Source organism: Aeromicrobium halocynthiae, assembly GCF_039531385.1.
In the GTDB taxonomy this organism is placed as follows: domain Bacteria; phylum Actinomycetota; class Actinomycetes; order Propionibacteriales; family Nocardioidaceae; genus Aeromicrobium; species Aeromicrobium halocynthiae.
The window spans coordinates 51621-74177 of the sequence record NZ_BAAAPY010000003.1 but is presented as its reverse complement, the minus strand read 5'-3'; the positions used below and the strand labels follow the sequence as shown (position 1 = coordinate 74177).

At 72.7% G+C, this 22557-nt stretch carries 20 protein-coding genes and 2 tRNA genes; 9 read left to right on the top strand and 13 right to left on the bottom strand.

The annotated features are described in order from the left end of the window. Positions 1 to 12 precede the first annotated feature (12 nt). On the bottom strand, positions 13 to 672 hold the full coding sequence (locus tag ABD213_RS05880) for a class I SAM-dependent methyltransferase (RefSeq protein WP_344325782.1): 660 nt from the start codon (positions 670 to 672) through the stop codon (positions 13 to 15). 48 nt (positions 673 to 720) lie between these two features. On the opposite strand from ABD213_RS05880, the gene ABD213_RS05875 reads away from it, so the two are divergent. Then, positions 721 to 1872: a glutamate--cysteine ligase gene (locus ABD213_RS05875; protein ID WP_344325779.1), complete on the top strand. Its 1152-nt coding sequence runs from the start codon at positions 721 to 723 to the stop codon at positions 1870 to 1872. On the opposite strand, the gene ABD213_RS05870 is transcribed toward ABD213_RS05875, so the two are convergent. The 7 genes from ABD213_RS05870 to ABD213_RS05840 form a co-directional block, all read right to left on the bottom strand. Beyond that, on the bottom strand, positions 1845 to 2564 hold the full coding sequence (locus ABD213_RS05870; RefSeq protein WP_344325776.1) for a sirohydrochlorin chelatase: 720 nt from the start codon (positions 2562 to 2564) through the stop codon (positions 1845 to 1847). The two genes, ABD213_RS05875 and ABD213_RS05870, sit on opposite strands and share 28 nt — an antisense overlap. Further along, positions 2561 to 3676 (bottom strand): uroporphyrinogen-III synthase, encoded by a 1116-nt coding sequence (locus ABD213_RS05865; RefSeq protein ID WP_344325773.1) that lies wholly within the window; start codon positions 3674 to 3676, stop codon positions 2561 to 2563. Before ABD213_RS05865 ends, ABD213_RS05870 begins: the two co-directional genes overlap by 4 nt. A gap of 2 nt (positions 3677 to 3678) precedes the next feature. Beyond that, positions 3679 to 4047 carry a nitrite reductase small subunit NirD gene (gene nirD, locus ABD213_RS05860; RefSeq protein ID WP_344325770.1) on the bottom strand — a complete coding sequence of 123 codons (369 nt, stop codon included), beginning with the start codon at positions 4045 to 4047 and terminating at the stop codon, positions 3679 to 3681. After that, positions 4044 to 6617, bottom strand: coding sequence for a nitrite reductase large subunit NirB (gene nirB, locus ABD213_RS05855; RefSeq protein WP_344325767.1), 2574 nt, complete (start codon positions 6615 to 6617; stop codon positions 4044 to 4046). The genes nirD and nirB overlap by 4 nt, the downstream gene beginning before the upstream one ends. Positions 6618 to 6663: 46 nt before the next feature. Beyond that, positions 6664 to 8127: an FAD-dependent oxidoreductase gene (locus ABD213_RS05850; protein ID WP_344325764.1), complete on the bottom strand. Its 1464-nt coding sequence runs from the start codon at positions 8125 to 8127 to the stop codon at positions 6664 to 6666. Beyond that, complete coding sequence (locus ABD213_RS05845) at positions 8124 to 10181, bottom strand: molybdopterin oxidoreductase family protein (RefSeq protein ID WP_344325761.1); 2058 nt, start codon at positions 10179 to 10181, stop codon at positions 8124 to 8126. Before ABD213_RS05845 ends, ABD213_RS05850 begins: the two co-directional genes overlap by 4 nt. Positions 10182 to 10275: 94 nt before the next feature. Continuing rightward, positions 10276 to 11841 carry an MFS transporter gene (locus ABD213_RS05840; RefSeq protein WP_344325758.1) on the bottom strand — a complete coding sequence of 522 codons (1566 nt, stop codon included), beginning with the start codon at positions 11839 to 11841 and terminating at the stop codon, positions 10276 to 10278. Positions 11842 to 12038: 197 nt separating this feature from the next. Here ABD213_RS05840 and ABD213_RS05835 point away from each other — a divergent pair, with 197 nt between their 5' ends. Genes ABD213_RS05835 through ABD213_RS05810 form a run of 6 tightly spaced genes read left to right on the top strand, consistent with a single transcriptional unit; the run spans position 12039 to position 16882 of the window. Then, positions 12039 to 12656 carry a mycothiol-dependent nitroreductase Rv2466c family protein gene (locus tag ABD213_RS05835; protein WP_344325755.1) on the top strand — a complete coding sequence of 206 codons (618 nt, stop codon included), beginning with the start codon at positions 12039 to 12041 and terminating at the stop codon, positions 12654 to 12656. Positions 12657 to 12676: 20 nt separating this feature from the next. Continuing rightward, on the top strand, positions 12677 to 13621 hold the full coding sequence (locus tag ABD213_RS05830) for a 1,4-dihydroxy-2-naphthoyl-CoA synthase (RefSeq protein WP_344325752.1): 945 nt from the start codon (positions 12677 to 12679) through the stop codon (positions 13619 to 13621). Continuing rightward, a complete protein-coding gene (locus ABD213_RS05825) occupies positions 13621 to 14517 on the top strand; it encodes an alpha/beta hydrolase (protein ID WP_344325749.1) in 897 nt (298 codons plus the stop codon). The genes ABD213_RS05830 and ABD213_RS05825 overlap by 1 nt, the downstream gene beginning before the upstream one ends. Before the next feature lie 4 nt (positions 14518 to 14521). Then, positions 14522 to 14977, top strand: coding sequence for a ribose-5-phosphate isomerase (locus tag ABD213_RS05820; RefSeq protein ID WP_344325746.1), 456 nt, complete (start codon positions 14522 to 14524; stop codon positions 14975 to 14977). Further along, on the top strand, positions 14970 to 15782 hold the full coding sequence (locus ABD213_RS05815; RefSeq protein WP_344325743.1) for an Fpg/Nei family DNA glycosylase: 813 nt from the start codon (positions 14970 to 14972) through the stop codon (positions 15780 to 15782). Before ABD213_RS05820 ends, ABD213_RS05815 begins: the two co-directional genes overlap by 8 nt. After that, positions 15779 to 16882, top strand: coding sequence for a PP2C family protein-serine/threonine phosphatase (locus ABD213_RS05810; protein ID WP_344325740.1), 1104 nt, complete (start codon positions 15779 to 15781; stop codon positions 16880 to 16882). Before ABD213_RS05815 ends, ABD213_RS05810 begins: the two co-directional genes overlap by 4 nt. A gap of 22 nt (positions 16883 to 16904) precedes the next feature. On the opposite strand, the gene ABD213_RS05805 is transcribed toward ABD213_RS05810, so the two are convergent. The 3 genes from ABD213_RS05805 to ABD213_RS05795 all read right to left on the bottom strand — a co-directional run bounded on the left by ABD213_RS05805 (position 16905) and on the right by ABD213_RS05795 (position 18725). Continuing rightward, positions 16905 to 16980 (bottom strand) — tRNA-Gly (locus ABD213_RS05805). Positions 16981 to 17029: 49 nt separating this feature from the next. Further along, positions 17030 to 17620 (bottom strand): AAA family ATPase, encoded by a 591-nt coding sequence (locus ABD213_RS05800; RefSeq protein WP_344325737.1) that lies wholly within the window; start codon positions 17618 to 17620, stop codon positions 17030 to 17032. 28 nt (positions 17621 to 17648) lie between these two features. Then, on the bottom strand, positions 17649 to 18725 hold the full coding sequence (locus ABD213_RS05795; protein WP_344325735.1) for an alkene reductase: 1077 nt from the start codon (positions 18723 to 18725) through the stop codon (positions 17649 to 17651). Between the two features lie 216 nt (positions 18726 to 18941). Here ABD213_RS05795 and ABD213_RS05790 point away from each other — a divergent pair. Both ABD213_RS05790 and bla read left to right on the top strand, forming a co-directional pair. Continuing rightward, a tRNA-Pro gene (locus ABD213_RS05790) sits at positions 18942 to 19018 on the top strand. Positions 19019 to 19052: 34 nt separating this feature from the next. After that, positions 19053 to 19982: a class A beta-lactamase gene (gene bla, locus ABD213_RS05785; RefSeq protein WP_344325733.1), complete on the top strand. Its 930-nt coding sequence runs from the start codon at positions 19053 to 19055 to the stop codon at positions 19980 to 19982. A 10-nt stretch (positions 19983 to 19992) separates the two neighbouring features. On the opposite strand, the gene ABD213_RS05780 is transcribed toward bla, so the two are convergent. Further along, entirely contained in the window at positions 19993 to 21138 is a 1146-nt protein-coding gene (locus tag ABD213_RS05780) for an HNH endonuclease signature motif containing protein (RefSeq protein WP_344325731.1), read from the bottom strand. 400 nt (positions 21139 to 21538) lie between these two features. Continuing rightward, positions 21539 to 22492: an NAD(P)/FAD-dependent oxidoreductase gene (locus tag ABD213_RS05775; RefSeq protein ID WP_344325728.1), complete on the bottom strand. Its 954-nt coding sequence runs from the start codon at positions 22490 to 22492 to the stop codon at positions 21539 to 21541. Positions 22493 to 22557 lie beyond the last annotated feature (65 nt).

Here is a 22557-nt window from a genome sequence, read left to right as displayed (position 1 = left end):
GTGAGGTTGGGCTCAGGGCCGTCGCGCGGTGAGGTAGGTGAAGGCGCCGGCGGGCGTCAGGTCCACGTCGACGAGCCCGGCGTCTGCCATCCACCGGCGCAGGTCCGCCCTGGTCCCGCCGGGGCCGAGCACGCCGGCGGCGCGTCCGGCGACCCACGTCGCCCGGTGGCGCAGGCCCGCATCGGTGGTCAGCGTGCTGCCGACGAGGCGACCGCCCGGCCGGAGCACCCGGGCCAGCTCGTGCACGGCCATCGCGGGGTCGGGGAGGCAGTGCAGGCCGGTGAAGGTCAGCACGAGGTCGTAGGTGTGGTCCTGGTCGTCGAGTCGGTGGACGTCGGCCTCCTTGGTCTCGATGCCGGGCACCTCGAGTCGCTCTGCCTCCGCCCTCGTGCGGCGCAGCATGGCCGGTGAGATGTCGGCGGCGACGTAGCGCAGCGCGTGGTCGCGGGGGAGGTCGCGCAGCACGATGCCGCTCCCGCACGGCACGTCGAGGACGCGTGCGCCGGGCGGCAGCGCGTCGAGGGCGGCCGCCGCCCGTGCGTGCAGCTCGTCCACGGAGGACCCCGTGCCGAGGCGCCACAGCAGCGGACCGAGACGGTCGTCGGTGCTCACGCGCTCGTAGACCTTCGCCCACGGGTGGTCGAGGCGCCACGAGGCGCTGGCATCTCCCATGGCGCGACGATATCGGCGCGACGGCTCCCGTGGGGCAGGATGGACCACGTGCACCTGCCCTTCGCCTCCTCGGCGCGCTCGAGCGTCGGCATCGAGTGGGAGCTAGCGCTCGTCGACGCCGACTCCGGTGACCTGCGCCAGGTGGCGCAGACGGTGCTGGACGCCGTCGCACCCGACGGCGGCGGACAGCATCCCCTCATCCGTCAGGAGCTGCTGCTGAACACCGTCGAGGTGGTCTCGCGCGTGCGCAGCACGGTCGCGGAGGCGGGGCGGGACCTGACGGAGGCGATCGAGGAGATCCGCGGCGTCACCGACCCCCTGCGGGTGGAGCTGATGAGCGCCGGGACCCATCCGTTCGCCCGGTGGGACAACCAGAAGGTCACCGACCAGGAGCGGTACGCGACGCTCATCGACCGCACGCAGTGGTGGGGGCGACAGATGCTGATCTACGGCGTGCACGTCCACGTCGGGATCGAGGACCGCGACAAGGTGCTGCCCATCGCGAACGCGATGCTCGCCTACTACGGCCACCTTCAGGCGCTCAGCGCTTCCTCGCCGTTCTGGGGCGGCAAGGAGACCGGGTACGCGTCGAACCGGGCGCTCATGTTCCAGCAGCTGCCCACGGCGGGCCTGCCGTTCCACTTCCAGGAGTGGTTCGAGCTCGAGCACTACGTGCAGGACCTCACGACCACGGGCGTCATCGACGTCTTCGACGAGATCCGGTGGGACCTGCGGCCGTCGCCCAAGTTCGGCACGCTCGAGGTGCGGGTCTGCGACGGCATCCCCACGATGCACGAGCTGCTCGCCACGTCGGCCTTGACGCACTGCCTCGTGGAGCACCTCTCCAGCGAGCTCGACGCCGGGAACGAGCTGCCGGACCTGCCGCCATGGTTCGCGCAGGAGAACAAGTGGCGCTCGGCGCGCTACGGCATGGACTCCTGGCTGATCCTCGACCAGCACGCCAACGAGGACCTCGTGACCGCCGACCTCGCCCGCCTGCTGGAGCGTCTCGCGCCCGTCGCCGAGCGCCTCGGGTGCACCGACGAGTTGGCCGCCGTCGACGACATCGTGCGGCACGCACCGTCCTACGAGCGGCAGCGCCGGGTGGCCGAGGCCAACGGCGGCAGGCTCGACGCGGTCGTCGCGTCGCTGGTGTCGGAGATGCGTGCCGGTCAGCCCGTGCCGCTCCAGCCCCGCTGAGCGGGCGAGGTCGTGACCGCCGCGGCGTAGCGGTCGACCACCAGGTCGACGAGCCGCGGGTCGACCGGCCCGTCGTCCAGGAGCGGGCGCGTCACGACGTCGACGTCGGCCGCCGCGACCCGGTCCTGGAAGAAGCCCGGCGCCAGGAGCAACGAGGTGGCGACCACACGCCGGTCGCTCCCGTCGACCCGCGCCGCGGCCACGACGTCGGCCAGCGGTCGGCCGGTGCCCCCCACGTAGCCGACCGGGACGATCTGACCGATCGCCGCGCTGAGGTCGCGCGCCACGGTCTCGAAGCACGCCTGCGCGACGGGGTCGCTCGAGCCGGCCGACGCCAGCACGACGACGTCCTCGTCGCACGCGCCCGCCGCGAGCAGGCGGCGCACCAGCACGCCGACGAGACGGTCGTCGGGGCCGAGGGTCGCGGCGGCGGTGCACCCAGGCGCCGAAGCGGCGCGGGCGACGTCGACCCGCACGTGGAAGCCGGGTGCCAGGAGCAGCGGCACCACGACCGCCGGCCGACCGAGGTGCGCGACGACGTCGTCGGGCGTCGGGGTCTGCACGTCGACGAAGGCGTCGTGCACCTGAACGTGCGGCAGACGACGGCGGACGGCCTCGACGAGCGCCGCGACGGCCCGTCGCCCGGCCGGGCTCGACGTGCCGTGGCTGGTGGCCACGAGCGCGGGGGTCATGCGTCCTCCTCGACCGCGAGGCGGTAGCCCCGCTTCACGACGGTCCGGATGGTGCTTCGCCCGACGGCCTCGCGCAGGCGCGCCACCGCCATCTCGGCGGTGTGCGGGTCGCGGGAGTCGCCGGGCAGCACGGCGAGCAGCTGCTCGCGGGAGTAGACGCTGCCCGGCTTCTCGGCGAGCAGCCGGAGCACGGCGAGGCCGCTGGGGGAGACCGGCTGCACCTCATGGTCGAGGGTCACGCTCGTCGCCCTGAGGCGCAGCGATCCTTCGGGCACCTGGATCGCGGTCGCGTCCTCGCCGAGGTGGACGATCAGCTCGCGCACCAGCGCACCGAGGCGGGACCGCTCCGGGACGAGGGGGCCGAACCCGCGGGCGACGAGCGGGTCCGCGGTGACCGGGCCGACCGCGGCGAGGGTCAGCCGACGGGCTGCGACGAGCTCGTGGAGGGCGTCGACGCCCCCGTGGGCGTCGACGACCTCGAACCATGCACTCGCGCCGGGGGAGGACGTGAAGACGACCGCGTCGTAGCCGCCCGCGACCGCGACCTGCGCCGAGCGGTCGACGGCGGCCGGGTCCGGCGGCGGGCCCCAGCGGTAGACCACGAGCGTCGTGGTCGTGGCGCCCGCTCCACGCAGCGCCGTCTCGATGCCGTCGTCGCCGGCGCCGTGGTGCTGCACGGCGACGTGCAGGCCGTCGACGCCCTCCGTGAGGAGCAGCGTCACGATCTCCGCGGACGTCTCGGACTCCGCGACCCAGTCCGGCGTGAGCCCGGCCGCCTGGAGGGCACCGCGGGCCTTCGGTCCACGCGCCACGATGCGCGTGCGGCCGAGCGCCTCGACGAGCTCGTGCCCGAACCCGGAGGCCTCGGCGGTGTCCAGCCACCCCCGAAAGCCGATCCCGGTCGTCACCACCAGCACGTCCGGCGGCGAGTCGAGGAGCCGGCGCGTGGCGGCCAGCAGCCCGGCCTCGTCGATGTGTGACTCCACCCCGAGCGACGACGCCGTGGTGACGCAGGCGCCCCGACGTTGCAGGGCCCCTGCAAGCTCCTCTGCGCGACGTTGGGCGGTGACGAGCATGGAGGTGCCGGCGAGCACGGGTCGAAGGGCGTTCACGATCACCCAGTCTCGTCGACGACGACGTGCACGACGTCGTCGACGACGTGCACGGGGTACGTGGCGAGGGCCACGTCGGGGTCGTCGAGGCACCGCCCGGTGCGCAGGTCGAACGCCTGCTTCAGCAGGGGCGAGGCCACGGTGGGGACGTCGCCGCGGGACCCGACCAGCCCGCGGGCGATGACGTTCGCCCCGGTGAACGGGTCGCGGTGGGAGACCGCCAGCACCTCGTCGGTGACGGCGAGCCGGAAGAGGGCCACCTGGTGCCCCTCGACGAGCGCCGCCGCTCCGCGGTCGGGGTGCAGGTCGGCGAGTCGGCACACGGCCACGATCGTCGTCCGGGTGGTCAGCAGGTCGGCGTAGGTGGTCACAGAGGTCCTCCAGCGGTACGGACGGGCAGGGTGGCGCCGGCGATCACGACGCCGCGCTCCTCGGGGGGCGCGGGTCGTCGCTGGCCGCGCTCGGCGACGTAGGCGAGGTCGGGGTCGGCGACGTCCGGGGCGTTGACGAACGACGCGAACTTGCGCAGCTTCTCGGGGTCATCGAGCGTCGCAGCCCACTCGTCGCGGTAGCCGCCGACGTGGGCGTCCATCGCGGCGTCGAGGTCGGCGGCGATCCCGAGCGAGTCGTCCATCACGACCGCGCGCACCGCGTCGATGCCGCCCTCGACCGCCTCCACCCACGGTGCCGTGCGCTGCAGCCGGTCGGCCGTGCGGACGTAGTACATGAGGAAGCGGTCGATCGCGCGCACCAGCTGCTCGGTGGTGAGGTCCTCGGCGAACAGCTGGGCGTGCCGCGGCGTGAAGCCGCCGTTGCCGCCGACGTACATGTTCCAGCCCTGGTCGGTGGCGATGACGCCGACGTCCTTGCCACGGGCCTCGGCGCACTCGCGGGCACAGCCGGAGACGCCGAGCTTGATCTTGTGCGGCGACCGCAACCCGCGGTACCGCAGCTCGAGCGCGATGGCGAGGCCCACGGAGTCCTGCACGCCGTAGCGGCACCACGTGGACCCGACGCACGACTTCACGGTGCGCAACGACTTGCCGTACGCGTGCCCGGACTCGAAGCCGGCGTCGACGAGGCGGGACCAGATCGCCGGGAGCTGCTCGATGCGGGCGCCGAAGAGGTCGATGCGCTGGCCACCCGTGATCTTCGTGTAGAGCCCGAAGTCCTTCGCGACCTCGCCGATGACGATGAGGCCCTCCGGCGTGACCTCGCCCCCCGGGATGCGCGGGACGACCGAGTACGACCCGTCCTTCTGCATGTTGGCCATCACATGGTCGTTGGTGTCCTGCAGCGCCGCGCCCTCGCCGTCGAGAACGTGCTCCTGGTAGAGCGAGGCCAGGATCGACGCGGCCACCGGTCGGCAGACGTCGCAGCCGCGACCCCGGCCGTGCCGGGCCAGCAGCTCGCTGAACGTGCGGATGCCGCTCACGCGCACCACGTCGAAGAGCTGAGCACGGCTCAGCGAGAAGTGCTCGCACAGGTCGTTGCCGACCTCGATGCCCGCTTCTGCGAGCTGCACCTGGAACAGCTGCTTGACCATCGGCACGCACGAGCCGCAGCTCGTCCCGGCCTTCGTGCACGCCTTGACCCCTGCAAGGTCGGTGCAACCCTGGTCGGTGACGGCGCAGCGCACGGTGCCCGCGCTGACGTTGTTGCACGAGCAGACCGTCGCGTCGTCCGGCAGGGCGCCGCCCGTGGGCCGCTGCGCGGACTCCGGCAGCAGCCAGGCGGCGGCGTCGGCACCGAGCGGGTGCCCGACGAGGGGCCGTAGGGTCCCGTAGGCCGACGCGTCTCCCACGAGAACGCCGCCGAGCAGGGTCCCGGCGTCGTCGCTGAGGACCAGCTTCTTGTACAGGCCCTGCACCGGGTCGGCGTAGACGACCTCGAGGCTGTCCGGGGTGGTGCCGAAGGCGTCGCCGAAGCTCGCGACGTCGACCCCCAGGAGCTTGAGCTTGGTCGAGAGGTCGGCGTCCGTGAACGTCGCCTCACCACCGAGCAGACGGTCGGCGACGACCTCGGCCATCGTGTACCCGGGGCCGACGAGCCCCCAGACCCGGTCGGCCACGCACGCGACCTCGCCGACGGCGAAGACGTCGGGGGCGCTCGTGCGGCAGCCCTCGTCGGCCAGCACGCCGCCGCGCGGGTGCACCGCCAGGCCCGCCTCGCGGGCGAGCTCGTCGCGTGGGCGCACCCCGGTCGCGAACACGACGACATCGACGTCGAGCGCGTCGCCGTGAGCGAACTCCATGGCGCTCACGGCAGCGTCGGTGCCGGCGACCACGCGGGACGTCGCCGTCGAGGTCCGGACGTCGACGCCGAGGCCCTCGATCAGGCGGCGCAGCGCCTCGCCGCCGCCGGGATCGACCTGGACAGGCATGAGGCGGTCGGCGAACTCGACGACGGTGGTCGCGGTCCCGAGCGCGGTGAGGGCGCCGGCCGCCTCGAGGCCCAGCAGGCCGCCGCCGACCACGGCGCTCCGGACGGGGCGCCCGAGCTCGGCGCCGCGTCGCTCGATCCAGTCGCGGAGGGAGTCGAGGTCGTCGACGGTGCGGTAGACGAAGCACCCCGGCAGGTCCGCGCCCTCGACCGGCGGCACCGCCGCGTAGGACCCGGTGGCCAGCACCAGCGCGTCGTAGCGACGGGTCTGGCCGCCGACGACGACGGTGCGGCTCGTGGGGTCGACCGCCTCGACCGGCGTGCCGGTGTGGAGGTGGATGCCTGGGGCGTCCCACACGGACTGGTCACCGAGGAGCAGCTCCTCGATCGAGTCGCAGTCGAACCAGCTGGTCAGCGCCACCCGGTCGTAGGGGGCGTACGGCTCGTCGCCGTAGACCTCGACGTCCCACTGCTCGGTGGCGCCCCGTTCGACGAGGGCCTCCACCAGACGGCGGGCGACCATCCCGGCCCCGACCACGACCACGGTGCTGCGTTCCATGGCGAGGACGCTACGGACGTCGTGTGTCGTCGCTTCACACGTTGGGTTACCTCGCTGCAACACCTCTCTCACGCTCCTGCGACGCCTCGTGTGAGGACGGCGGGTCGACCTGCTGCAACCACTCCACGAGTCCGCAGACCAGGCTCCGGCACCCGCCGCACCCCGTGGTGGCGCGCGTGGTCTCGACGACGTCCTCGAGGGTGCAGCAGCCGGCGTCCCAGGCGCCGAGCACGGCGGCCTTGGTGACCCCGTTGCAGCGGCACACGGTGGTGCTCGGCGGCATGGCGGTGGGGGAGCCGACCTGCTCGTCGGGGACCCCGACCAGCAGCTGGAGCGGGTCTGGCGGCATGATGCCGGGCCGGTCGAGCAGCATCGAGAGCCGCCCGGCCAGTTCGGGTGCCCCGACACAGGTCGTGCCGACGAGCGTGCCGCCGCGTACCACCAGCTCGACGAAACGTCGGGCGCCACCGTCGTCGATGCTCACGACGCGGTCGTCCGGGCCTGACGTCGACGCGCGCACCCCGGCGGTGACGACGTCGAGTCCGACGGCCTTCAGGCGCAGCGCGGCGCCCTGGACCGGCACGGGGGCGACGGGTCGGTCACGGAGCAGCCGCTCGGCGAGGGCCGCCGCCTGGGCCCAGCCGGGGGCGACGAGCCCGCTGACGCCGTCGGGGGTCTCGGCGCAGTCGCCGATCGCACTCACGTCCGGGTGGCTGGTCCGCAGGTCCTCGTCGACGACGACCCCCTTGCCCACGGCCAGGCCCGCATCGACGGCGAGCTCGGTGCGCGGCACCGACCCGGTCGCCAGCACGAGCAGGTCCGTCGGCACGTGGGAACCGTCCTCCAGCACGACGGCGTCCACGTGACCATGCGAGACCTCGACCGCGCGCACCCCGGCACGGGGGACCACATGGACCCCGAGGTCGGCGAGGGAGCGTGTGGCGACCGCGGAGACGCGCGGGTCGAGGTCGCGGTCGAGCACGCCGTCGCGGGACGCGAGCACGGTGACCTCGAGCCCACGACCGCGCAGGCCGCACGCCACCTCCACCCCGATGGCGCCCGCGCCGACGACGCATGCGCGGGTGGCGTTGACGGCGCCCGCGACCACACCGCGCGCGTCGTCGATCGTGCGGAGCACGTGGGCCCCGATGACGAGACGGCCGTCGCCCGCCTCGAGGCCGGGCAGCGGCAGCACCCGCGCCCGCGCGCCGGTCGCCAGCACGAGGTGGTCCCAGGTCACCCGCGCCCCGTCGTCCAGCTCGAGGTGGCGTGCGGCGAGGTCGACGCCGACGGCGCGCACCCCTCGCCTCCTTCCCACGCCTGGCGCCTCGGGCAGCACGACGGCGGAGAGGTCGCTCCGACCTGCGACGACCTCCGAGAGCAGGACCCGGTTGTACGGCTCGTACGGCTCCTCGCCCACGACCACCACGTCGGCGCCGGGGTCGAGCCGCACGGCCTCCTGGGCGAAGCGGTGGCCCACCATCCCGCCACCGACGACGACGATCCTCATGACACGGCCTCCTGGGACGGGTGGAGCATCGACTCCGCGACGTCGACCCGTTCGACGGTGACCGCACAGACCTTGAACTCGGGCATGCCGGACACGGGGTCGGTGGCATCGTTGGTCAACGCGTTCACGAGGTCCGCGCCGGCGAAGTGGAACGGGACGAAGACGACCTCGGGCGGCACGTCGGGGCTCACGCGCGCTGTGGCGACCATCGAGCCGCGGGCCGAGGTCACGCGGACCGGCTCGGCGCCGTCCAGCCCGATCCGGGCGGCGAGCGAGGGGTGCATCTCCACGTGCGCCTGCGGCGCTGCGTCGCGGAGCTGGGTGACGCGCCGGGTCTGCGCACCCGACTGGTAGTGCTGGAGGAGTCGGCCGGTCACGAGGTGGACGGGCGCGTCGGGGCGCACGTCGTCGTCGGGTCCGGTGACGGTGGCAGGGACCATGCGGGCGCGCCCGTCGGCCGTGGGGAAGCCGTCGGTGAACAGGCGCGGCGTCCCGGGGTGGTCGGCGCTCGGGCACGGCCAGTACAGCGCCTCGCCGGTGTCCAGCCGGGCATGGCTGAGGCCGCTGTAGTCGGCTCGTCCGCCGGCGCTCGCCCGTGCCAGCTCGTCGAACACCTCCGAGGCGTCGGTGGACCAGGTGCCCGGCGCGTCGAGCCGACGTGCGAGCTCGGCCCACACCCACAGCTCGTCGCGGACGCCCGGCGGGGGCGTCACGGCCCGACGACGCCGCAGCACCCGCCCCTCGAGGCTCGTCATGGTGCCGTCCTCCTCCGCCCACTGCGTCACGGGCAGGACGTAGTCGGCCAGCAGGGCCGTCTCCGAGGGCACGACGTCGCAGACGACCAGCAGGTCGAGGGCCTGCAACCTCTCCCGCACGGCGGAGGCGCGCGGGGCACTCACCACGAGGTTGCTGCCGTGCACGAACAACGCGCGCGGCCCGCCGTCGACGCCGAGCGACGACAGCAGCTGGACGGCCGGCACGCCGGAGCGGGGGATGTCGTCCGGCGTCACGCCCCAGACCTCGGCCACGTGCGCCCGCGCCTCGTCGTCCTCGATCGAGCGGTAGCCGGGGAGCTGGTCGGCCTTCTGCCCGTGCTCACGCCCGCCCTGCCCGTTGCCCTGGCCGGTGATCGCGCCGTAGCCCCCGCGCCGGGACCCGGGCAGTCCGAGGGCAAGTGCCAGGGCGATCGCGGCGCCGACCGTCTGCGAGCCGTCGACGTGCTGCTCGGCCCCGCGGCCGGTGAGCACGAACGCACCCCGGCCTCCGCGGTGCGGCGACGCGTCGGCGAGCAGGTGCGCCACGCGGCGCAGGTCGCCCGCGGGGACGCCGGTGACCGACGCGACCCGCTCCGGCCACCACTGCGCGACCGACCGGCGGACCTCCTCGACGCCCTCGACCCGGTCACGCAGGTAGGCCACGTCGGCCAGCCCCTCGCCGAGGACGACGTGGAGGAGCCCCTGCAGGAGCGCGAGGTCGGTGCCGGGTCGCAGCGACAGGTGGATGCCGGCGCGGTCGTCGGCCAGGCGGGCCGTGGCCGAGCGGCGGGGGTCGACCACCGCCAGGCCGCCGCGCTCCCGGACCGCCGCAAGGTGCTGCACCGCCGGCGGCATCGTGTCGGCCAGGTTGCTGCCGAGCAGCAGCACCGCGTCGGCGTCCTGCAGGTCGGTGAGGGGGAACGGCAGCCCACGGTCGATGCCCAGCGACCGGTTCGCCGCGGCTGCCGCAGCAGACATGCAGAAGCGACCGTTGTAGTCGACGAGGCGTGTCCGCAGCGCCAACCGGGCGAACTTGCCGAGCTGGTACGCCTTCTCGTTGGTCAGGCCGCCGCCCCCGAACACGGCGGCGGCGTCGGGGCCGTGCTCCGCGCGCAACGCCAGCACGCGTGCCGCGACGTCGTCGAGGGCCTCGTCCCACGAGACCTCCTCGAACCCCTCGGACGTCCGCCGGAGGGGCCGCGCCAACCTGTCCGGGGTGCGTAGCAGGTCGGCGGACGTCCAGCCCTTCTGGCACATCCCACCGCGGTTGGTGGGGAAGTCCCGCGGCTCGGCGGCCACGGGGTGGCCGCCTAGCCGCTGCGCGCACTGCAGGGCGCAGTACGGGCAGTGCGAGTCGGTGCTGGGCGGGTTCGAGCCGACGGGTCCTTGCACGTCAGACCCGCGCCCGCGCCATGGGCGACCCGGGTCGCATGTACACGAGGTAGGTCACGACGAGGCACACCACGTAGAAGCCGGCGAAGATCGCGAAGGCGGTGCGGACCGCCGACACCGGGTCGTCGATCCACGGGGCGCCGAACGTCATCGGGATGAGGAAGCCGCCGACGGCTCCGACGGCTCCGACGATGCCGAGCACGGCCGACGCCTCGCGCGTCGACTGCAGCAGCGCCCGGTTGCGCTCGGGTGAGCCCTCCGGGCCGGCCTGCTCGGCACGCACCTTCCAGATGATCGGGATCATCCGGTAGGTGGATCCGTTCCCCATGCCCGACGCGGCGAAGACGAACAGGAACGCGGCGAGGAAGAACCAGAACGTCTGCTCGTTGGCCTCCACCGCGCTGGTCACGGCGTCGGGGAACGTGAACGTGGCCGGGTCGACGGTGGTGGGGTCGACCTTCGGCACCGGCGTGAGCCGGGTCAACGTGAACAGCACCACCAGCGTGCCGGCCGTCATGAGCGCGAACGACGCGACCGTCACCCTGGCGCCGCCGAAGCGGTCGGCGAGCCAGCCGCCGAAGGGACGGGTGATGGACCCGACCAGCGCGCCCAGGAAGGCGAACGACGCCACGTTGATGCCGATGCCCACGACGTCGGGCGTCGGCTGGTCGAAGAAGTTGATCTTGATGAGCAGCGGCATCGCGGCGGAGAAGCCGATGAACGAGCCGAAGGTGCCGATGTACAGGAACGCCATGATCCAGGTGTGGCGGTAGCGCACCACGCGCAGCTGCTCGCGGGGTCGCGAGCGTGCCACGGAGAGGTTGTTCATGAAGAAGAACGCACCGGCCGCGGCCACGAGGGCAAGCCCGCCCCAGAGGTAGGCGGCGCGCTCGAGGTGCAGCGAGCCGCTCGCGGCGACGAGGCCGAAGAGGCCGGCACCCCCGACGATGACCGGGAGGAACAGCTGGACCAGGGAGACGCCGAGGTTGCCACCGGCCGCGTTGAGGCCGAGCGCTGCGCCCTTGCGACTCGCGGGGTAGAAGAAGTTGATGCTCGCCATCGACGAGGCGAAGTTGCCCCCGCCGACGCCCGCGGTCGCGGCGACCAGCATGAAGACCCAGTACGGAGTGTCGGGTCGCTGCACGACGTACGCGAACAGCCCGGTCGGCACCACGAGGAGCAGGGCGCTGACGACCGTCCAGTTGCGGGCACCGAACCTCGGCACGGCGAAGGTGTACGGCAGCCGGATGAGTGCACCCACCAGGTTGGGTGCCGCCACCAGCCAGAACAGCTGCTGCGGCGTGAAGTCGAACCCGGCCGACACGAGGAACGTCGCGGTCACGCTCCACAGCAGCCAGACCGAGAAGCCGAGGTGCTCGGCGAAGATCGACCAGGCGAGGTTGCGGCGCGCGACCCGGCGCCCCTCGACCTCCCAGAAGTCGGGGTCCTCGGGGTCCCACCGGTCGATCCACCGTCCGGTGCGACGCGCAGGGACCCTCGCTCGGGCGCCGGCCCCTGCGGGGGGTGCGGTCGTCGTGGGTCGGACGGTGTCGATGTCGATGGTCATGGGCTGCCTCGCTCGGGACCTGGAGGGGTGCTCATCGACCCCACGTGCCGCCGACGCTAGGGACGTCGTGTTTCGGGCGGTGCGGTCCGCATGTCAGGTCGCGGTAACACGTTCCGCACGGTCCGGCCCCGGACCGCGTGAGATGGTCGAACGGCGCGGGTGGGAATGGTGGCGGCGGCCCCGTCGTTCACCCGACCATGACCCGGACGCAGACCACCGAGACCGTCGACTTCTGGTTCGACCCCCTGTGCCCGTGGGCCTGGATGACATCGCGCTGGATGCTGGAGGTCGAGCAGGTGCGCGACGTCCGCACCGTCTTCCACGTCATGAGCCTGTCGGTGCTCAACGAGGACAAGGACGTCCCCGACGAGTACCGCGAGATGATCGCCACCGGCTGGGGTCCGGTGCGGCTCGCGGTCGCCGTCGAGCAGCAGCACGGTCAGGAGTCGCTGCGCGAGTTCTACACCGCGATCGGCACCGCCCGCCACCCCGGTGGCCGAGACTTCGAGCGCGGACTGTACGAGGAGGTGCTCGCCGAGATCGGCCTGCCGACCGAGCTCGCCGACGCCGCGGAGGACTCCTCGCTCGACGACGCCGTCCGCGCGTCGCACGCCGACGGCATCGACCGCGTCGGCCAGGAGGTCGGCACACCGGTGATCGAGGTGGGCGGCGTCGCGTTCTTCGGCCCCGTCCTGTCGCCGGCCCCCAAGGGCGAGGACGCCGGTCGCGTCTTCGACGGTGCGCGGCTGCTCGCCGGCTACGACGGCTTCTACGAGCTCAAGCGCACCCGCGACCGCGACCCGATCTTCGACTGAGGCGCGGTAGCGTCCGGTCCATGAGTGCACTGGACGGCGTCAGCGAGACCTTCGACCCCACGGCGTGGCGGGACGTGCCCGGCTTCGAGCACCTCACGGACGTCACGTACCACCGGGCGGTCGCGCACGGCACGGTACGCGTCGCGTTCGATCGTCCGGACATCCTCAACGCGTTCCGCCCGCACACCGTCGACGAGCTGCTCCAGGTGCTGGAGCACGCGCGGACGTCGGCAGACGTCGGGTGCGTGCTGCTGACCGGGAACGGCCCCAGCGCCAAGAACGGCAAGCGCTCCTTCTGCACCGGCGGCGACCAGAGGATCCGCGGCAAGGCCGGCTACCAGTACGAGGCCACCGACGCCGACGGTGCCGACACCGGCGCGGAGGAACCGAGCCCGATCGACAAGGCGAAGCTCGCCCGGCTGCACATCCTGGAGGTGCAGCGCCTCATCCGCTTCATGCCGAAGGTCGTCGTGTGCGTCGTGCCCGGCTGGGCCGCCGGTGGCGGGCACAGCCTGCACGTCGTCTCCGACCTGACGATCGCGTCGGCCGAGCACGCCCGCTTCAAGCAGACCGACGCCGACGTCGGCAGCTTCGACGGCGGGTTCGGCTCGGCGTACCTGGCGCGCCAGGTGGGGCAGAAGTTCGCGCGAGAGATCTTCTTCCTCGCCGAGGAGTACTCCGCCGAGGACGGCGTCCGCATGGGCACCGTCAATCGCGCCGTCCCGCACGCCGAGCTCGAGGCGACGGCCCTGGAGTGGGGTCGGATGATCAACGGCAAGAGCCCCACCGCCCAGCGCATGCTCAAGTACTCCTTCAACCTCATCGACGACGGCCTCGTCGGCCAGCAGGTGATGATGGGCGAGACCACCCGCCTGGCCTACATGACCGACGAGGCGCAGGAGGGTCGCGACCAGTTCCTGGAGAAGCGCGACCCGGACTGGTCGGACTACCCCTGGTACTACTGATGAGCCTCCACCAGCAGTCCCGCGCGCTGCTCGCGGAGATGGGCGAGCCGGAGTCCGGCGTGCCGACCCTGGCGGAGATCGAGCAGGCCCGGATCGAGGCGCGCGAGATCGCGCTCGCCGACGACCGCATCGGGCTCGACCACGTCGAGGACGTCGACGCCGGCGGGGTGCCGTGCCGGCTGTACCGGCCCCGGGCGGGGGCGCCGGTCGCGCTGTACGTCCACGGCGGCGGGTGGGTCTTCCACGACCTCGAGACGCACGACGTCTTCTGCCGTCACCTCGCCCACGTGACCGGGTGGGCGCTCCTGGCCGTCGACTACCGCCGAGCGCCGGAGCACCCGTACCCCGCGCCGCTCGACGACGTCGAGACCGCAGCCCGCTGGCTCCGTCGAGACGGACGCGACCACCGCGTCGACACGGCCTGGCTGCCCGCGATCGGCGACTCCGCCGGCGGAACGCTCGTCGCCGGACTGGCCGTGCGTGACGCGGCCCTGGTCGACGCGCTCGTCCTGCTCTACCCGGCCACCGACCGGCGGGCGGCCCTCCAGGCAGACCTCGAGAACGCCGCGCTCGACGCCGCCACCATGGACTGGATGTGGGACGCCTACGCCCCGGGCGAGGCCGCCGACCACCCCGAGGTGAGCGTCGTGCGCGCCCCGCACCTGGCGGACCTGCCGGCGACCTTCCTCGTCACGTGCGAGCACGACGTGCTGCGCGACCAGGGCGAGGCCTTCGCCGCTGCGCTCGCCGAGGCGGGCGTCGACGTCACGGCGCACCGCGCACTCGGCATGGTGCACTCGTTCTGGCGACGCCCCGAGACCTTCGACGCCGCCCGCTCGCTGGTGGTCACCGTCGGTGCCTGGCTCGATGACCGACGCAGGACTCTGGGACACTGAGCCCATGCGCGTCCACCTGGGAACCGACCATGCCGGCTTCGAGCTGAAGAACCGGATCGCCGAGTGGCTCACCGCCCACGGTCACGAGCCCGTCGACCACGGCGCCCACACCTACGACGCCGCCGACGACTACCCGCCGTTCTGCGTCGCCGCCGCCCAGGGCGCCGTCGACGAGGGGACGCTGGGCATCGTCGTCGGCGGCTCCGGCAACGGCGAGCAGATCGCTGCGAACAAGGTCCGTGGTGCGCGCGCCGCCCTGGCGTGGAGCGTCGAGACGGCCCGCCTCGCCCGCGAGCACAACGACGCCCAGGTCGTCTCCATCGGCGGGCGGATGCACACCGAGGAGGAGGCGCTCGCGATCGTCGAGGCCTTCCTGACCACGCCGTTCAGCGGCGAGGAGCGTCACCAGCGGCGCATCGACCTGCTCGCGACCTACGAGGACACGGGCGGATGTGCCTGAGGGCCACACCCTGCACCGGCTCGCCCGCACGGTGCAGCGGCGTCTGCGCGGGCAGGCGGTCGAGTCCTCCAGCCCGCAGGGGCGCTTCACCGCGGGAGCGGCCGCCGTCGACGGTCGGGAGCTGACCTCGGCGCAGGCGTGGGGCAAGCACCTCTTCGTCACGTTCGACGGGGTCGCAGAACGCGTGCACGTGCACCTCGGGCTCTACGGCAGCTTCCGGTTCTCGACGTTCGACGACGAACCACCGGATCCGGTCGGCCAGGTGCGGTGGCGGCTCGTCGGCGACGGGGTCGTCGGTGACCTGCGCGGTCCCACCGCCTGCGAGCTGCTCGACCCGCACGCGGTCGACGAGCTGCTCGATCGCCTCGGCCCGGACCCGCTGCGTCGCGGCGCCGATCCCGACGCCGCATGGGCAAGGATATCGCGCTCGCGGTCCTCGATCGCCGGTCTGCTGATGGACCAGTCGGTCGTCGCGGGGATCGGGAACGTCTACCGCGCCGAGCTGCTGTTCCGCCACGGCGTGCCGCCGGACCTGCCCGGACGCGACCTGCCGCACGACGTGTGGCTGCGCATGTGGGACGACCTCGTCGACCTCATGCGCGTCGGCGCCCGGAGGGGTCGCATCGAGACGCTGCGTCCGCAGGACGATCCCGGACGGCGGGCAGGGGAGCGTCGCTCCTACGTCTACCGCCGGGCGGGCGAGCCGTGCCGCATCTGCGGCACGCCCGTCGCGGGAAGGGTCCTGGCAGGACGCAACCTGTTCTGGTGTCCCACGTGCCAGAGCGAGGCTAGGGTTCTCGGGTGAACCTGCGCCGCGTGATGCCGACGGCCGTCGGCTACGTCGACGACCGGTTCATGCGGTGGCGCACCGGGACGACCGAGGGCCAGGTCGTCGTGCTCGTCGTGCTGCTCGCGATCTCCACGGCGATCTTCGTCGGCTCGCTCGTCGACTACCCGATGTTCCCGGCCGTCACCTTCGTGCTGCCGCTCCTGGTCGGATCGCTGACCCTGCGCTACGGACCGCTGGCCGTGCTCGCTGTCACGATCGCCGTCTTCGTGTCGATCACCGTCACGGTCGAGACGATGACCCGAGGCATGAACCCCGGTCGCATCAGCACGCTCGTCACCCTGGTGCTCGTGGCGGTCATCGTGCTGTTCGAGGCGAGGCGTCGCCGCAGCGGCCTGCCGGGCCCGCTCGGCGAGGCGATGCTGGTCGAGCTCAACGACCGCCTCCAGGCGCAAGGCGTCGTCCCGGAGCTCCCGGCAGGCTGGCACGCCCAGTCCGCGTCGCGTTCGGCCGGCGGAGCCCGCTTCGCCGGCGACTTCCTCGTCGCCAACCGTTCGGGGGACGGTCGGTTCCTGGAGATGATTCTCGTCGACGTGTGCGGCAAGGGCGTCGCGGCCGGGACCCAGTCGTTGCAGCTCGCGGGGGCCCTGGGCGGGCTGATCGGGTCCCTGCCGCCGATCGGCCTGTTCGCTGCGGCCAACGACTACCTGCTGCGCCAGGAGTGGGAGGAAGGGTTCGCGACGGCTGTGCACGTGATCGTCGACCTCGAGTCCGGTCAGTACTCGATTCTGAGCGCAGGCCACCCGCCGGCGCTGCGCTGGGACGGACAGCAGTGGCAGGTCGACTCCGCCCGCGGCATCGCCCTCGGGCTCTTGGCCCGGCCGGAGTTCGAGCACACCACGGGCGTGCTGTCCGAGGGCGAGTCGCTGATGTTCTACACCGACGGCATCATCGAGACCCGCGACCGCGACATCGACGACGGCGTCGCGTGGCTGCGGGAGATCGCTGCCAAGGCGGTCGCGCCGGGCGTGGAGGGGCTGTCGAAGCGGGTCATCGACCAGGTCCCGACGCAGGACGACGACCGCGCCGTGCTGGTCCTCAGCCGGACCCGGACCTGAGAGGTGGCGCCGGCGGACGGGGTGGAGCGGACGACGAGATTCGAACTCGCAACCTCCTGCTTGGAAGGCAGGGACTCTAGCCATTGAGTTACGTCCGCGTGCTGCGCTGCAGCGTCGTCCATGATGCCACACGCTCCGGCCGCCGGATCACCCGACGGTGACCACCTCGCGCTCGGGGTCGTGCGCGAGGTCGCTGTGCCCGTCGAGTCGCAGGTCGGCGCGCTCGCGCGTCCGGTCCGTGGAGAACAGGGCTGCTTCCTGGCGAGCCCACCGCTCCCAGTGGGGTCGGTAGGTCTCACCGTCGCGCTCGATCCCGCGGCGCATGCGCTCGTCGCGCGGAGCCTCGATCCACAGCAGGAACGACAGGAACGGCGCACACGCGAGCGCACCACTGCCGACCCCCTCGACGAGCAGGACGTCCGCGGCGCGCACCGGGTGTCGCTCGGCCCACCGGTCCGCGTCCCAGTCCCATCTGCGGTAGCCGGCGTCCTCTCCGGCGGCGAGCGGAGCCAGGACCTGGTCGAATAGGAGACCGGGAGCCTCGGCGAGCCCGTCCCACCCGGGGTAGAGGGCGTCCATGTGGACGCTGGGGCACCGCAGCCGCCGTCGGATGCGACGGGCGAGGGTCGTCTTGCCCGAGCCGCTCGGTCCGTCGATCGCCACGACGCGCGTCGCGGCGGCACGTGGCTCACGAGCGACCACCCGGCTCACGAGCTGATCGATCGCGACGACCTCCACCCGACCACCGTAGGGCCTGCGGACGACCTCAGGCCGCGTCGAGCGTCGGGTAGTCGGTGTACCCCTCGGCGCCCCCACCGTAGAAGGTGGCCTGGTCGGGCTCGTTGAGCTCCGCCCCGGTCCGCCAGCGGGTGGCGAGGTCGGGGTTCGCCAGGAACGGACGTCCCACGGCGACGAGGTCGGCCAGGCCGCCGTCGACGATCTCCTTGACCTCGTCGAGGTCGGTGACATCGGAGAAGCCGCTGTTGGCGATCACGATGCCGCCGAAGGCGCGCCGCAGCTCGGCGAACAGCTCGCCGTGGGGGTCGGCGAGGATGCTCAGGTAGGCCAGACCGAGGTCGGCGATGCCGTCGACGAGCGCGGCATAGGTGGCGCGGGTGTCGTCGGCGTCGGTCTCGAGGACGCCCTGGATGTTGTGAGCCGGTGAGATGCGCAACCCGACCTTGTCGGCGCCGATGGCGTCGGCGACGGCCCGGACCACCTCGACGACGAGACGGGCCCGGTCCTCGGGGCTGCCGCCGTAGGAGTCGACGCGCTCGTTGGTCGACGGGGCGAGGAACTGGTGCAGCAGGTAGCCGTTGGCGCCGTGCACCTCGACCCCGTCCAGCCCGGCCTCGACCGCGTTGCGCGCTGCCTGCACGAACTCCCCGACGATGCCGGGGATCTCGTCGGTCTCGAGGGCACGAGGCTCGACGTGCGGCTTCTGGCCGTCGGCGGTGACCATCTCACCGGGCGCGGCGATGGCACTCGGGGCGACCGTCTCCAGTCCGTCCTTGTTGTCGGGGTGGGCGATGCGGCCGACGTGCATGAGCTGCGCGACGACTCGGCCACCGCCCGCGTGCACCGCCTCGGCGACGCCGCGCCACCCATCGACCTGCTCGGTGGAGTGCAGCCCTGGCGTGGCGAGGTACCCCTGTCCGACGGCGGACGGCTGCGTGCCCTCGGTGACGATGAGCCCGGCGCCGGCGCGCTGGCCGTAGTACTCGGCGGCGAGGCGGCCGGGGACGCCTCCGGCCTCGGCGCGGTTGCGGGTCAGCGGGGCCATGACGAAGCGCTGCGGCAGCTCCCAGGATCCGACGGTGATGGGGTCGAAGACGGCGGTCATGTCACTCCTCGAAGATCGACGGGGGCAGTGCGCCCTGGTCCGTGACGGTTCAACGACGCGAGGGTGACCCGGCATTCCTGACGGGCGGGCGTGTGGGGGATGTCACCGGGCGCCGTCGTCCAACAGTGGTGACCTCAGATCTCCAGACGGGGTGACGTCCGGTCGGGGCGGGCGAAGGCACCGGGGTCTAGACTCGCCTCGCTGCTGCGGCAGTACCGGGATGTAGCGCAGCTTGGTAGCGCATCCGCTTTGGGAGCGGAGGGTCGCAGGTTCAAATCCTGTCATCCCGACCACGTCGTGGTCGTCGACGATCGGGGGAGATCGCTCATGAGGGACGCGCTTGCTCGGCGCCGAAGGGGCATGCGCAACGCCGTGGCGGTCGCCCTGCTGCCCGCGCTCGTGCTCGCGGGCTGTGCCACCGAAGGCGGCGAGGCTCCGGAGGCGGAGGGGGGTCCCACGACGGGTCCGGTCGTCGACGTCTCCGGCGACCTCGGCGCTCTCGAGGAGCGGTTCGACGCGCGCGTCGGGGTCGTCGCCGTCGACCTGCAGGACGGTCGGCGGGTCGAGCACCGTGGCGACGAACGCTTTGGGTACGCCTCGACGGTCAAGGTCTTCGTCGCGGCGGCACTGCTCGACGCGACCGACGAGGTCCGACGCGGGGAGCGGGTGGAGTGGTCGCAGGCCGACATCGACGCCGCCGGGTACTCGCCGCTCACCCAGGAGTCGTTGGACGAGGGCTTGACGCTGGACGAGCTGGCCGAGGCCGCTGTCCGCGAGAGCGACAACACCGCCACGAACCTCGTGCTCGAGCGGCTGGGTGGGCCGGCGGGGCTCGAGAACGCGCTGCGTTCGGCGGGCGACGAGGAGACGAGCGTCGATGCCGTCGAGCCGGGCATCAACGACGTGACGCCTGGTGAACCCGCCAACACGACGACGCCGGCGGCGTTCGCCGCGTTGCTGGAGTCGATCGCCAAGGGCGACTGGCTCGAGTCGGCGGACCGCGAGCGGCTGTTCGACTGGATGTCGGGGAACGCGACGGGCGATCCGTTGATTCGGGCCGGTGCGCCGGAGGGGTGGATCGTGCTCGACAAGTCCGGGGGCGCGGGTCCGCGGCGCGGCGACGTCGCTCTCGTCCACCCGCCCGGTCGTGAGCCGATCGTGCTCGTCGTGCTGACCGAGCGCAACGACCTGTCGGCCGACTACGACGACGCGCTGGTCGCCGAGGCGGCGGCCTTGGTGCTGGGCGCGCTGGACTGACGAGGGGTTCTCACCCGGCGCGGACGGTGTCGGCGGGGACCTCGCGTCCGGTGGGCAGGATCCATCGCAGGACGTCGTGTCCCTTCATGGAGTGGTGTCTCCTGCACAGTGCCCACATGTTCGATCCGTTGGTCGCCCCGGTGGGCCAGGGTTCTCGGTGGTCGAGGTCGCATCGTTCGGCGGGGACCCGGCATCCGGGTGCTCGGCAGACGCCGTCTCTGAATCTGATGGCCTTGGCGAGGGTTTCTGGGGCGAATCGTCCGACGTAGTCGTGAGCGAGGACGTCGCTGGTGACGGGGTCGGTGATGATGCGGTGCCAGAAGGTGTCGTCGGGGTCGATGTTCTCGAGGATCCACGACGCGGGGACGGACCACTCGCCGTCGGAGGACTCGGCGTGGCCGTCGATGAGTCCGGTGAGGACGTCGGCCTCGATGGTGACGGCGATGTCGCCGGTGACGGTGGGGAGGTCGGTGGTCTCGCCGTGGGTGAGCCAGGAGACGAACAGGTCGGCGCTGCGCTGCGGCAGCGTCCGATCGTCGTCATCGTCCAGAGGAACGCGGGCGGCGCGGTCGAGGCGCTTCATCACCGCCGCTGCCTGGTGGGACGGCAGGTAGGCCGAGAGCCAGGACATGCCGTCCTCGAGGTGGTGCAGGGACACGTGCCGCTGGGCGCGGGCCTTCTCGGCCCGGTCGAGGGCTTCGTCGGGCTCGATGCGGGTGACGAACCGCTTGATCCAGGCCCGCAGCTCAGCGGTGGTGTGGGTGGTCGCATACGCGAGGGCCTTCTCGTCGAGCAGCGCCCACGAGGACTCCCGTTCCAGCCGATCCAATCCCGTGGAGATCTCCCGCACCCGCGAAGCGTCGATCAGCCCGTCGCAGAACGCCGCCCAGCAGGCGGGTGCGTGGGCGACCATCCGATCGGCCGTCGCGAGCCGTGCCCAGACCTGGTTCTCCGACAGGCCCATCGCTTGCCCGATCGACATCGGGATCGCCGAGCGCTCCACGAGCTGACGCATGGACCCGTCGAGCCGACTGATGCGTGCCTCTTCGGCATCGCGGAACGCGAGCATCGCCGAGTACATCGCCGCCTCACCCCGAGCCGCCGTGCGAGCAGCCATGACCATGGCCTCCTCGCTCGTGCTGTCCCCGATGTCCATGAATCAAACATACGTGCGACCACCGACAGTCCTCTGAGCGCGGAATCGTGATGTCTCAGGACATCGGTGACACGTCCGATCGCGGTCTCGTCGGAGCTGGCGAAGGGGTGGTCGACGTGGAAGATCAGGTCGGTCGATCGGTCCGCTGGCCGCGGCCCGGGACGGTAGGCCTGATGCTTCTCCTGCCGGCCAGTGCGTTGCTGGCCCTCAGTGGGTACGCAGTCATCGGACCGACGGCGACGGTCGTCGCTGCAATGGGCGCCGTCGTGGCGACGTCACTGCTCGTGGTGGGCACGTGGGGCGAGGCGGGACCACGGACGCCGGGATCGGAGGGGCGTTCCGAACGGTCCTCCGCGACCTCAGGGACGTCGTCTCGACGGTGTTCTGACCGCCGCGGCGCTCAGCCCAGGCGCTCGACCAGCGCCCGCCCCAGAGCACGCCCGGAGAGGAAGGCCGTCTCGATCGACGACGTCTCACCCCAGGAGTCGCCGCACGCCCCGACGAGGTCGTCGCCGAGATGGAAGGGGCGACCGTGGCCGGCGACGGGACGCGAGTACGTCCACCGCTGGACGTGGATCAGCGTCGGCTCCTCGGCGGGCGCGTCGACCACCTCGCGCAGTGCTGCGAGCATCGGCTCGGCCGCGGTGAGCGGGTCGGTCAGGTGGCGGCGGGAGCGGTCAGCGGTGCTGTGCGCGACCAGCACGGGGGCGTCGTCGCCGCGTCGGCGACCGTCGTCGGCGACGAACGCGAGGTCGGGGTGGTCGTTCACGAACAGGGCGTCCGGCATCGACCACGTCCGCCGCTCCCAGCCGGCAGTGAGGGCGTGCGCCGGCTCGTACGGGTCGTCGAGCGCCTCGTGCGCCGGCGACCCGACCTCCAGCAGCGGGCGCGCCTGTGGATCGGGCAGAGCGAGCGCCACCGCGTCGACAGCCTCGCCGTCGACGCTGGGACCGGCGCCGACGACCGTCACGCGCTCGACCGGGGCGGCGCTGCGCACGTCGAGCCCCGCCGCGAGGTCCTGCACGAGCGAGCGCAACCCACCGGGCGCGGCCCATCGCATCGGCCCGGTCGTCGTTCCGACGTCCTCGGGACTCCAGGTGCCGAACGTGTCGGTCCACGGTCGGGCCAGGCCCCGCTCCTGCCAGTCGTCGACCCGCGCGGCGAAGGCGTCGTCACGCACGGTGAAGTAGCCGGCGCCGATGTCGACGACCCGTTCGTCGTGGCGCCGCAGGGCCATCCGGCCACCGGGGCGTCGTCCCCGGTCGCGCAGGACCGCCTCGTGGCCCGCGGCGACGAGCTCGCGAGCGCACACCACGCCGGACAAGCCGGCTCCGACGACGACGATCGATGCCACCGTCCGATCGTCCCACCGCGCGCAGGATCCGCAGGCCGTCGCGCGGGGTCCCAACGCGTCGGCCA